The sequence below is a fragment of the Arsukibacterium sp. genome (genome assembly GCF_041616895.1).
GTDB lineage: Bacteria > Pseudomonadota > Gammaproteobacteria > Enterobacterales > Alteromonadaceae > Alishewanella.
Genome location: NZ_JBFJPY010000003.1, coordinates 85,034 through 97,223 on the forward strand (window position 1 = coordinate 85,034; position 12,190 = coordinate 97,223).

Sequence of the window (12,190 nt, forward strand, 5' to 3'; positions counted from 1 at the left end):
GAGTGCGCCATGATTGACTTGCTATTAAAGTTTGCCCTTAGCCGCCGCTATCTGGTGCTGGGGTTAACCCTGCTGCTTATTGTCGCTGGCATATACAATGCTCAGCGCCTGCCCATGGATGCTGTGCCTGATATTACCAACGTGCAAGTACAAATTAATACTGCTGCACCCGGCTATTCGCCGCTGGAAGCAGAGCAAAGGCTAACGGTGATCATTGAAAATGCCATGGCCGGCCTACCGAAGCTGCAATACAGCCGATCGCTGTCGCGCTATGGTATGTCACAGGTAACGGTGGTCTTTAACGACGGCACCGACATTTACTGGGCCCGCCAGCAGGTCTCTGAGCGCCTGCAAGCGGTCAGAGCAAACCTGCCTGCTGACACTAACCCAACACTGGGCCCTGTTGCCACCGGCCTGGGTGAAATTTTTATGTATACCGTCAGCGCTAAGCCCGATGCGTTAAAAGAAGATGGCTCGGCTTACCATGCAGAAGACCTGCGCACACTGCAGGACTGGGTGATAAAACCGCAGCTGGTTAATGTCAAAGGGGTCACGGAAGTGAACACCATTGGTGGCTATCAACGCCAGTATCAGGTGGCGCCCGATCCGGCCAGGCTATTGGCCTTTAAACTGACCGTGGATGATATCGCCAATGCCCTTCAGCGCAATAATAGCAATGTTGGCGCCGGGTATATTGAGCAACGCGGTGAACAGTGGCTGGTGCGTTCGCCCGGGCAGTTGCGCAGCCTTGATGACATTAGCTCGCTGATAATCGCAAAACGTGATGATGCGCCGGTGCGGCTGCGCGATGTTGCCGAGGTGTATTTAGGCAAGGAGTTGCGTACCGGCGCCGCCAGCCTTAATGGCGAAGAAACCGTGCTCGGCACCGTGTTTATGCTGATGGGTGAAAACAGTCGCACCGTTTCTCAGGCGGTGGCAGCAAAACTGCTTGAGGTTAACCGGTCATTGCCCGGCGGTATCAGTGCCCAAGCGGTGTATAACCGGACCACTCTGGTAGACAAAACCATTGCTACCGTGCAGAAAAACCTGTTTGAAGGTGCCGTGCTGGTTATCGTGGTGCTGTTTGTGTTTCTGGGCAATATTCGCGCCGCGCTGATTACCGCGCTAGTTATTCCGCTTAGCATGCTATTTGCCATTAGCGGTATGGCCATCAATAAAGTCAGTGGCAATCTGATGAGCTTAGGCGCTATCGACTTTGGTTTAATGGTCGATGGTGCGGTGATCGTGGTGGAAAACTGCCTGCGCCGCTTAGGCTTAGCCCAGCAAAGAACAGGCCGGTTATTAACCCTGGACGAACGCTTAAGCGAGGTGTACCAGGCTACCCGTGAGGTTTTCACGCCGGCTGTGTTTGGCGTGTTAATTATAATACTGGTATTCCTGCCTATTTTTGCGCTAAGCGGCGTCGAGGGCAAAATGTTTCATCCGATGGCCTTTACCGTTATTGCCGCACTGGCCGGTGCGGTGCTACTGGCGATTACCTTTGTACCGGCGGCTGTTGCCATTTTTGTTCATGGCAAAGTGAAAGAGCAGGACTCAGCGCTAATGCGCACCTTAAAAAGTGGTTACTCGACAGTGCTCAGGCAGAGCCTGCGCCATTCAGTACTGTTTATCGGCAGCGCCGTGCTCGTTATGGCGATAATGTTCTGGCAAGGTAGCAAGCTCGGTAGTGAGTTTATGCCGCAACTGGATGAAGGCGATATTGCGCTGCATGCGCTGCGTATACCCGGTACCGGCTTAAACCAGTCGCTGCAGATGCAACTGCTGTTGGAGCGTGAAATAGCGGCGCTGCCTCAGGTAGAACGGGTCTTTAGCAAACTGGGCACCGCCGAAATTGCCACCGATCCGATGCCACCGAATGTGGCAGACACCTTTGTTATGCTTAAACCAAAATCACAGTGGCCAGATGCCAGCATCAGCAAAGCCGATTTTGTTGCCTTATTGCGCCAAACCGTTGAAGCCGTGCCGGGTAATAACTACGAGTTTACCCAACCAATTGAAATGCGCTTTAACGAGCTGATTGCCGGGGTGCGCAGCGATGTTGCCCTGCGAATTTATGGTGATGACTTAGCTGAACTGGCGAAGCTTGCAGAGGAGGCGACGGCATTACTGGCAACGGTACCCGGCGCAGTCGATGTGCGAATGGAGCAGGCAACCGGCTTACCGATGTTGTCGATTGAGCCCGACCGTGAGCATCTGGCACTTCTGGGTATTGATGTGGCGACCGTGCAACAGAATATCCAAACCATGGTGGGCGGCGCGCACGCCGGACTTATTTACGAAGGTGATAAAGCTTTTGCCCTGATTATCAGAGCGGATGAAAGTTTAAGAAGTGACCCACAGCAATTAAAACGTCTGCCTCTGGCGCTGCCTGGCATGTCTGACAACAGCAGCGAGTTAACCTATGTGCCGCTTGGCGAAGTCGCCCATTTTAATGAGATTAATGCCCCCAATCAGATCAACCGCGAAAGTGCTAAGCGCAATATTGTGGTCAGCGCCAATGTGTCAGGGCGTGATCTGGGCGGTTTTATTGCTGAAACCAAACAATTGATGGTTGATAAGCTGGCACTGCCAGCTGGTTACTGGCTTGGTTATGGCGGTACCTTTGAGCAACTGCAATCGGCGTCTAATCGTTTAATGTGGGTGATACCGCTAACGTTACTGATGATTTTCGGCCTGCTGTTCAGTGCACTTAACTCAGCAAAAGATGCGTTGGTGGTATTTAGCGGGGTACCGCTGGCATTAACCGGTGGCTTTGCAGCATTAATGCTGCGCGATATGCCGCTGTCTATTTCTGCTGCGGTAGGCTTTATCGCCTTGTCCGGTATTGCTGTGCTTAACGGCGTGGTGATGCTGGCCATGATTAAGCAATTGCGAGAACAGGGCCTTAGGTTGTCAGAGGCAATACAACAAGGCGCGGTGCAGCGTTTAAGGCCGGTGTTAATGACCGCTTTGGTCGCCAGCCTTGGCTTTGTGCCAATGGCCTTTAACAGCGGCACTGGCGCTGAAGTACAACGACCACTGGCCACGGTGGTGATTGGCGGTATTATTTCTGCCACTTTGCTAACGCTGGTGTTGTTGCCGGCACTTTATAAACTGGTGCATCGCAAAGTAATATAAGCTGGCACTATCAGCCACTGCTGCCAGCTACAAGTGCTGGTTGCAGTTGCTGTTGATATTCTGAACACTGTTGTTGTTGTGTCGGTTCCAGTTGAGCATAGTGAAGTTGTTGCATAATATTTTTTGCCAGCGCAGCACAGCCTTCATCCAACGGCGCCTGACCTTGCATCGCCACCAGTACTTTCAGAATATTCAGGGCAACGTTCATATTATTCGGGGTAAGTGAGTAGGCTTGCTCTAACGAATTTAATGCGGCCTTAAACTTATTGCGCTTAAAAAACTCGACCGCCATCCGGTTTAATTGCTGTGGGGTAAAATGTACTGCGGTGCGCTCGGCGGCTTCCTGCTCAATATATTTGCCTACCACCTGATTGGTCAGGCCGGTACCAGCGATTTGACGCTTAATGGCATCAAGCAGCGTGACCGCGTCCTCCCGCCGGCCTAACTCGTGCAGCGCTTTGACCTTGTCCAGATTATCTTCAACCGAAGTAGTCGGTCGCAAACTCAGGTGATTATCAACGATGCTCTCCGCTTTGGGCCGCTCTTCCCTGGCGGTATGTAACCGCGCCCTTACCACCAGTAGCTGCTCTTTAAGCTGAGCTGCCAGCGGTAATTGTTTTTCCAGCTCACTTAACAATAATTCGGCCTGGTTCAACACCTTCAACGCATCGGCTTTGTCCAGCGTGGTGGCATAATCGATGGCTGAGCGCACAACATTCAGACGTAGTAAGGGTGAATCATGGATGGAATTTTTGGCAAACTTCGCCATTGCAATGGTGGCATGATACTGGCCGGCATGATCATGATTCAGCCTTGCTAAATCGAGTACGCGTTTGTTGCGTTCGATATTACGCGGCGCCAGCCGGCTGGCTTTTTTGATCTCGGTGTACGCTTGCTGATAGTTTTCTTTGCCAATGTAGTAATGTGCCAGCATGTCATAAGTGGCAAAACGGGTATCGGTTTTATCCGTAAGCTGCTGTAAAAGCTCCTGAATATCAGCAAGCTTATCTTGTTGTAGCAAGGCTTTAATATAACCGAGATACACCCACGACACCTTGTGCTGAGCCTTTAGCAAGTTGTCGTAGTACCTTGCTGCCTCGGCAAACTCACGTAAATTAAGCAAACATTCGCCTTTTAACCGCTTCATTTGCAGATGATATTTCATTAAACCGGTGTTCAGTAAATGGCGCTCGGCAAAATAAATGGCTTTACTGTAGTCTTGGCGGTCTATCGCCTGGTAAACATTAAATAAAGTGCGTTTTATTTCCAGCGTCACTGGCAGGCGGTTCTGGACATGTTTACTACTTAACGGTTTTACCCAGAAATCGTCGGGCTGCAGTTCAACAATACTGTTTACCAAATCTTCATTGGTTTCGGCACTTAAAAAAATCAACACCGTACATTTGGTGACATGGCGTTTAAATTTAAGCTCTTCGAGTAAATGAAAACCATCTTTATCGCTTTGCACGTTGAAGGCGCAAATCACGACATGAAAGGTGGTTTGTTCACATAAACGCAGTGCATAATATGCATTCTCAGCACACTTAACGTTTTCGATGCCAAGTTCAACCAATGCTGACTTAATGACATTCTGCACCAGTATCTGATCATCAATAATCAGAACATTGAGCTTATTTAAGGCGGTAAGTTCTTCCTGTTCCATGGATTGACTTCTTATCCCCGAAATTAATTTTAATCATACTAACCGCACATTCGCTGTATTAGCAAAAAATAAAATCTACGCTAATCTCGATCAATATATAATCCACCGTAACCATTGCCCTAACGATCTTTAGCCCCAAACTCAATCACCATATGTTTTATCAACCAAGCCAGAGGGCCTGACCATGTTTTATGATTTGACCGTAGTGCAAAATAGCAAAATGTTGAAAAATTTAAGCGCGATACTGGATAAAGGAGCCGCTTATGCTGAGCAGAAAAAATTTGATGTGAGGGTGTTACTAAATTCCCGGCTGGCGCCCGATCAGTTTACCCTTATCCGCCAGGTGCAAATTGCCTGCGACAGCGCCAAACTCGGTGCAGCGCGTTTAACAGATCAGGTAGACAGTGCGCCAAAGCATGCCGACGACGAGGTAAATCTAGCGCAGTTGCAGCAACGGATTACCGATACTATTGATTACCTTGCCAGTTTTAAAAAGGCAGACTTTGATAGTGCGGCTACAGTGCGAGTCAGCCAGCCGCGCTGGGAGGGAAAATATTTAGATGGTTATGAATTTTTAATTCAGCATGTTATGCCTAACGTATATTTTCATATCACCACCAGCTACGCCATTTTGCGTCATAATGGCGTTGATGTTGGTAAAAAAGATTATTTAGGTGCTTTACCTTACAAATCTTAACTCTTTAAAAATTATGTAAAAATGCCGGGTGACTTACCCGGCATTTTTTTATAAACCTACCGCTCCAGTACAATACGATAGCGGGCTTTACCACTTTCCAGGTGCGCCAATGCTTCATTGATCTGACTGAATTTAAAAGTTTCCACAACCGGCTTAATGTCATGCTGCACAGCAAATTCCAGCATTTTGGCTATTGTTGCCGGGCTGCCCACAGGTGAGCCAGATATGCTGCGCTGAGCCATAATTAAATTAAACACACCAATATCCAGCGGCTCGAGCGTGGCACCAACAAAATGCAGTCGACCTTTAGCTTTTAATGTTGACAAATAAAGATTCCAGTCAAGTTTCACATTGACAGTTGAGATAATAAAATCAAACCGACCGGCCGCTTGTTCAATATCAGCTTCACTGCGGGAATTAATGCAATGATGAGCCCCCAACTCTTTGGCCTCTGCCATTTTACTGTCACTGGAGGTAAAGGCAGTTACTTCACAGCCCCAGGCCCGCAGAAACTGCAAACCAAGGTGCCCTAAACCGCCAATGCCTATTACCGCCACTTTATCAGTGGGCTTAACGTCAAACTGCACCATGGGGTTAAACACGGTAATCCCGCCACAAAACAACGGGCCAGCAGTTTTTGCATCCATCCCTTCGGGTAATGGGATTACCGCGCTGGCATTAGCACGTACTTTATCGGCAAAACCGCCGTGGCGGCCAACAATGGTACTTTCAGCACTACTGCACAGGTTATGATCGCCACTGCCACAGGTGCTACACACTTTACAGTAATCAGAGTGCCAGCCAAGCCCGACTACCTGCCCTTCTTTCAAATGGGTAACATCAGAGCCAACAGCAGCAATTCGGCCTACCACTTCATGACCCGCCACCAGCGGATAAGAAGACATGCCCCATTCATTATGTAACATCGAGATGTCCGAGTGGCAAATGCCGCAGTAATCGACAGCAATTTCTACCTGTTGCCGACCGAGTTTGCCCGGATCATATTGCCAAGGTTCGAGTTTGCCTTTCGCTGCCATTGCCGCATATGCATTAATCATAATATCTCCGTGTGGTTAATTTATTTGTCAGTAGTAGCTATACAGCTAATAGTATTAACCAGATCTGCGATAGTGCACGGAAATAAACCCACAATGGCTACAATTTGACCAATAGCACCTGTTTCTTAGCAGACTTTCAGGTATAATCCGCCGACTTTTTTCAGGCTGCGCCTTAATACAGAGACACTATGACAGTTCAAACCTTTGACCCAAGCCAAACCACTACTCTGGATACCCCTGCCAAAGCGATAGCAGAACAGGCAAAAACTGCTGCCAGTAGCGGCAATACCATTGGATTTGTGTCACTGGGCTGCCCGAAAAACCTGGTCGACTCTGAGCGTATTTTGACCCAGCTAAAAAGTGAAGGTTACAATATTGTACCGAGTTACGATGATGCCCAGCTGGTTATCGTTAATACCTGTGGCTTTATTGACAGTGCAGTGCAGGAATCATTGGATACCATTGGCGAAGCGCTGGCTGAAAATGGCAAGGTTATTGTGACCGGCTGTCTGGGCGCCCGGGAAGATGAAATTCGTCAGGTGCATCCTAATGTGCTCGGTATTACCGGCCCACACAGCTATGAAAACGTGTTAAAGCAGGTACATGAGTTTGTGCCAAAGCCCAAATATGACCCTTTCACCATGCTGGTGCCAGACCATGGCGTTAAATTAACGCCCAAGCATTATGCGTATTTAAAAATATCTGAAGGCTGCAACCACCGTTGTACTTTTTGTATTATTCCGTCAATGCGTGGCGATTTAGTCAGCCGACCTGTCGGGGAAGTATTAGATGAAGCGCAGCGTTTAAAAAATGCTGGCGTTAAAGAGTTACTAGTGATTTCTCAGGATACCAGCGCCTATGGCGTTGATGTGAAACACCGCACCGGTTTCTGGAATGGTGCGCCGGTAAAAACCTCGATGCAGTCCCTATGTGAAGCCTTAGGCGAGATGGGTATCTGGGTAAGGCTGCATTATGTTTACCCTTACCCGCACGTCGATGACATTATTCCTTTAATGGCCGCTGGCAAAGTACTGCCTTATTTAGATATTCCGTTTCAACACGCCAGCCCACGTATTTTAAAGCTGATGAAACGCCCCGGTCAGGCTGAGCGGGTGCTGGAGCGGATTAAAAAATGGCGCGAAATCTGCCCTGAGCTCACCATTCGTTCTACCTTTATTGTTGGCTTTCCAGGCGAGACCGAAGAAGATTTTCAGATGTTGCTTAACTGGTTAGATGAAGCGCAGCTTGATCGCGTTGGCTGCTTTAAATACAGCCCGGTGGTGGGTGCAAAAGCCAACGAATTAGCTGATCCGGTGCCAGACGAGGTAATGGACGACCGCTATCATCGTTTTATGCAAAAGCAGCAAGCGATAAGTGCGGCTCGTTTGCAAAGCAAAATTGGTAAAACCATTAAAGTGCTGATAGATGAAGTAGACGAAGAAGGCGCAATTGGCAGAAGCTACGCCGACGCACCGGAAATCGATGGCGCGGTGTATTTAAACGGTTTAACCAATGTGAAGCCAGGCGAGATTATCGACGCCGTAGTTGATGAAGCCGATGAATATGATTTATGGGCGTCACTGGCAGAGTAACCTAACGCTTTTACACAACCTCAGAAACAGGTGGCGTCGGCCACCTGTTTTACTACAAATCTAAGGCTACATAACTAGAATCACGTCACTGGGGCCATAAAACAAAAACATAGGCGCCATATAGCAGCAGAAGCATAACCCCCTCAATGCGATGAAGCAGCCGCCCGGTATAGAGTAAGGATATGAGTAACACCGTGAAAATAATCATAGTGGCGTAATCGAATGTCGATATGCCTGTTGCACTTATTGGCGTGACAACTGAAGCCACCCCCAATATTCCAAGAATGTTAAAAACGTTCGAGCCGATGACATTACCAATCGCAATGTCGGGTTGCTTTCGAAAAGCCGCAACAACAGAGGTTGCGAGTTCCGGCATACTGGTGCCAGCAGCGACAATTGTTAGCCCAATAACTGCCTCGCTGATGCCAAAGTACGTGGCAAGTTTCACCGAGTGCTCTACGAGCAGCTGCGACCCTATTACCAGTACAACTAATCCGGCTAAAATGAACACAATATCGAGCATCCAGGAACGTCGCATTACAGCTATTGTTGGCTCTGTGCCAGACGTATCAAGTGCAGCACCGTCTTTGCGTGCCAACATCACGTTCATAAAGGTATAGCCAATTATCCCTGTAATAAGTAAAGCGCCCTCAATGCGTCCAAGCGTTCTATCCATAAGAAGGAATACCAGTAAAATGGCGGCTCCCAACGCAATGGGCGCATCTACTTTTATGATCTGTCGGTGAACGGGGATAGGACACACCAGAGCTGTTAACCCAAGAATAAAAGCAATATTGAAGATATTTGAACCGACTACATTGCCTACTGCAATATCGCCTTGCTGTGAAATAGCCGCTTTGACACTGACGACAAGTTCCGGCGAACTGGTGCCAAACGCAACAATCGTCAATCCGACAACCAGAGGACTTAGCCCTGCCCGGGTTGCCACTGCAGCACTGCCCCTGACAAGCCCCTCAGCACCAACAAAAAGTAGTCCAAGTGCGAGGGCAATAAACATAAAATCAACGACCATCAATACCTCCCTTTTGCTAAACAATTAAAGCCGCTGCGCGGTCATTACCTGCTACAAGTGTACAACAGAATCCCAGCTTTATTAGCTGGCCGGTATACGATAAATAGCAATATCGCTGTGGTCGCAGGCACTAAAGATAGGAAACCTTTAGCCTTATATGCTTCAACTTGGCGCTACACCGGTGCTACCGGTTGTTGATCAGACATGATGTACTACCCTTAATTAATTGAAATTGCTGCATCCAAAGCACGTTATCACGCGTACGTCTTATTGCAGTTAATTTTTTGTACCCTTTATTTTTTACTTTTCAGCTAGCTACAGGAGTGTTGATATGAAAAAATTATTCTATCTTGTACTACCGTTGTTTGTGCTTACCGGCTGTTTTGAAGGCGCAGACGATGAAGAAGTTATTATTGAACCACCACCGGTATTTACCACTACCCAAACGTTTGAGGTAGCCTTGTCAGGTATGCAGCAAGTACCACATGTTGATTCAGCCCAATCGGCCTCTGCAACAGTAGAACTTGACAGCAACTTGCGGCAAATTCGAGCTACTCTTGATTTATCTGCTGTTGAAAACGTTGAAGCCGCGCACATTCATGATGGCGACTTAGGCTTTAACGGCCCTGTGGCATTTAATTTTGTCGCAGGTAGTAACGGTATGTACACCATTGCTGCCACCGACATCAGTCAGCAGCTTATCGCTGATCTGCAAAACGGCGAGTGGTACATCAATGTCCACACCACAGAGTATCCTGACGGCGAAATACGGGGTCAGATAGTAGACGAAGATACCGTAATCGTTACCTTTCCATTATCAGGTCAACAAGAAGTACCGGCAGTTGATACCTCTGCTTCTGGCTTTGCTTATGCGGCAGTCGATCAAACCGATTACCAACTTATCCTTACGGCAAGGACCATGGGCGTAAATGATGCAACGATGGCCCATGTTCATACCGGCAGAATTGGTACTAACGGTGACGTGCTGGTAGCGTTGGAAGCCGCCGAGGAAGAAGGGGTGTGGGTTATTCCTGAGAATACGATGATTGATGAAGCAACCTTTCTGGTGCTGGCAAGCGGAGGACACTACGTTAATGTCCACACTCCTGCCAATCCGGGTGGTGAGCTGAGAGGGCAAATTCTGACCGACAATTTTGTGCTGGCAACCTTTGGGCTATCCGGCAAACAGGAAGTACCCATGGTAGATACCCAGGCATCGGGAGACGGCTATGCCCTGGTGAATACTGATGATTTTCAGGTAGAAGTGGTCGCAGTGACTACCGGTGTTGATGATGCCACTATGGCCCATATTCACACCGGTCGCATCGGTAATAACGGCGGTGTCTTAGTGGGTCTGGTGCAATCTGGTGATGATCTGGGTACCTGGATGACACCTGAGGACACTCAGATTGACGAAGCCACGTTCGCCGTACTGGCTTCTGGTGGTCATTATGTCAATGTGCATACCCCTGCTAATCCGGGTGGCGAGCTGCGCGGGCAGATTTTAACCGATAACTTTGTGCTGGCGACCTTTGCCCTAACTGGTGCTCAGGAAGTTCCGGCGGTGACCACTAGCGCATCCGGCGACGGCTACGCCCTGGTTAATAGCACCGATTACAGTGTTGAATTGGTTGCCCTGACCGAGGGCGTAGATGATGCCACCATGGCGCATATCCATACCGGGCGCATTGGTAATAATGGCCCTGTATTGGTAGGCCTTGAGCAAGTTATGGACGAGCCCGGCAAATGGGTTACGCCTGCCGATACCATGATTGATGCAGACATATTCGCCGTGCTTGCCTCTGGCGGCCATTATGTCAATGTGCATACTCCTGCCAATCCTGGTGGTGAGTTGCGTGGTCAGATTGTTACCGACAACTTTGTGCTGGCAACCTTTGCATTAACTGGTGCGCAAGAAGTACCTGCGGTAACGACGACTGCTACCGGTACCGGCTATGCACTGGTTAATACAACCACTTTTGCTCTCGAAGTAACGGCCCTGACTGAAGGCGTGGATGATGCCACCATGGCCCATATTCACACCGGCCGTGTTGGCTTAAATGGCGATGTGCTGGTTTCACTGGAACAGTCTGCTGATGATGCTGGCAAATGGGCGACCCCAGCTGACACCATGATAGACGCAGATATTTTAGCGGTGCTGGCATCAGGCGGTCATTATGTCAATGTGCATACGCCAGCTAATCCCGGTGGTGAGCTTCGTGGTCAAATTGTCGCTAGCGATCAGTTCGCGTTAATCACGTTCCCGCTGTCAGGTGCTCAGGAAGTCCCTGCAGTAACCACTACCGCCAGTGGTAGCGGTTATGCTTTGGTGGGGTTAAGTGATTTCAAACTGGAGCTGCAAGTGCTGACCTCAGGAGTGGAAGATGCTACGGCTGCGCACATCCATACCGGTGTGGCTGGAGTAAACGGCCCGGTCCTTTTAGCGCTTGAACAAGATACTGACAACGTTAACCGTTGGAAGGCACCGGCAACTGCCGAGTTATCGCAAAGTATTTTTGACGTGCTGGCCGCAGGTGGTCACTACGTTAATGTCCATACTCCGGAATTCCCGGGTGGCGAAATACGAGGTCAAATAGAGTAACCATAGTATCAAGGCGGAAGTCAGTGACACTGACTTCCGCCCTTTCTAATGCTGTGCCTGCCCGAAACACCTCTGTCTGACTAAATAAGCTCATTCACTGTTAAATAACATACCGCCTCTACCATGCTAGTGGTGAGAGACAGCTTTCATTAATTTTCGTAGTTATTAATACTGAGGCTGGTGCTGGCGCAGCGACTATTTAAAATCGGGTGTCAGGCAGCGTTGACAGCATGGATAAAAAATTAGCAACCGACACCATTTTTTCTCTGCAAATCTTTTTAAAATCCTGTATATTGTCGCACTATTTTCAAACCCTAGCTTATTGAGATTACTATGTCAGCAGATTTATCCTTATACAGAAACATTGGTATCTTCGCCCACGTTGATGCCGGCAAAACCACGACTAC

General features: G+C 48.7%; 7 protein-coding genes. 4 read left to right on the forward strand and 3 right to left on the reverse strand.

Annotation, left to right across the window (positions count from 1 at the left end; genetic code table 11):
* Nucleotides 1-9: 9 nt before the first annotated feature.
* Nucleotides 10-3,138 carry an efflux RND transporter permease subunit gene (locus ABY802_RS01395; protein WP_372625214.1) on the forward strand — a complete coding sequence of 1,043 codons (3,129 nt, stop codon included), beginning with the start codon at nucleotides 10-12 and terminating at the stop codon, nucleotides 3,136-3,138.
* Between the two features lie 10 nt (nucleotides 3,139-3,148).
* On the opposite strand, the gene ABY802_RS01400 is transcribed toward ABY802_RS01395, so the two are convergent.
* Nucleotides 3,149-4,801: a response regulator gene (locus tag ABY802_RS01400; protein ID WP_372625215.1), complete on the reverse strand. Its 1,653-nt coding sequence runs from the start codon at nucleotides 4,799-4,801 to the stop codon at nucleotides 3,149-3,151.
* A gap of 184 nt (nucleotides 4,802-4,985) precedes the next feature.
* Between ABY802_RS01400 and ABY802_RS01405 the strand changes: the two genes are divergently transcribed.
* Nucleotides 4,986-5,498: a DUF1993 family protein gene (locus ABY802_RS01405; protein ID WP_372625216.1), complete on the forward strand. Its 513-nt coding sequence runs from the start codon at nucleotides 4,986-4,988 to the stop codon at nucleotides 5,496-5,498.
* A 56-nt stretch (nucleotides 5,499-5,554) separates the two neighbouring features.
* Here ABY802_RS01405 and ABY802_RS01410 read toward each other — a convergent pair whose 3' ends face one another.
* A complete protein-coding gene (locus tag ABY802_RS01410; protein ID WP_372625217.1) occupies nucleotides 5,555-6,556 on the reverse strand; it encodes an NAD(P)-dependent alcohol dehydrogenase in 1,002 nt (333 codons plus the stop codon).
* 188 nt (nucleotides 6,557-6,744) lie between these two features.
* Here ABY802_RS01410 and rimO point away from each other — a divergent pair, with 188 nt between their 5' ends.
* Nucleotides 6,745-8,148 (forward strand): 30S ribosomal protein S12 methylthiotransferase RimO, encoded by a 1,404-nt coding sequence (gene rimO / locus ABY802_RS01415; protein ID WP_372625218.1) that lies wholly within the window; start codon nucleotides 6,745-6,747, stop codon nucleotides 8,146-8,148.
* Nucleotides 8,149-8,233: 85 nt separating this feature from the next.
* On the opposite strand, the gene ABY802_RS01420 is transcribed toward rimO, so the two are convergent.
* Nucleotides 8,234-9,181: a calcium/sodium antiporter gene (locus ABY802_RS01420; protein ID WP_372625219.1), complete on the reverse strand. Its 948-nt coding sequence runs from the start codon at nucleotides 9,179-9,181 to the stop codon at nucleotides 8,234-8,236.
* Between the two features lie 331 nt (nucleotides 9,182-9,512).
* Here ABY802_RS01420 and ABY802_RS01425 point away from each other — a divergent pair, with 331 nt between their 5' ends.
* Nucleotides 9,513-11,783 (forward strand): CHRD domain-containing protein, encoded by a 2,271-nt coding sequence (locus ABY802_RS01425; RefSeq protein ID WP_372625220.1) that lies wholly within the window; start codon nucleotides 9,513-9,515, stop codon nucleotides 11,781-11,783.
* The last annotated feature ends 407 nt before the right edge of the window (nucleotides 11,784-12,190 follow it).

What these genes read in the sequence shown, in the direction of transcription:
- ABY802_RS01420 (WP_372625219.1), bottom strand. Translation starts at nt 9,181, where the DNA reads ATGGTCGTTGATTTTATGTTTATTGCCCTCGCACTTGGACTACTTTTT.
- ABY802_RS01395 (WP_372625214.1), top strand. Translation starts at nt 10, where the DNA reads ATGATTGACTTGCTATTAAAGTTTGCCCTTAGCCGCCGCTATCTGGTG.
- ABY802_RS01410 (WP_372625217.1), bottom strand. Translation starts at nt 6,556, where the DNA reads ATGATTAATGCATATGCGGCAATGGCAGCGAAAGGCAAACTCGAACCT.
- ABY802_RS01425 (WP_372625220.1), top strand. Translation starts at nt 9,513, where the DNA reads ATGAAAAAATTATTCTATCTTGTACTACCGTTGTTTGTGCTTACCGGC.
- ABY802_RS01405 (WP_372625216.1), top strand. Translation starts at nt 4,986, where the DNA reads ATGTTTTATGATTTGACCGTAGTGCAAAATAGCAAAATGTTGAAAAAT.
- rimO (WP_372625218.1), top strand. Translation starts at nt 6,745, where the DNA reads ATGACAGTTCAAACCTTTGACCCAAGCCAAACCACTACTCTGGATACC.
- ABY802_RS01400 (WP_372625215.1), bottom strand. Translation starts at nt 4,801, where the DNA reads ATGGAACAGGAAGAACTTACCGCCTTAAATAAGCTCAATGTTCTGATT.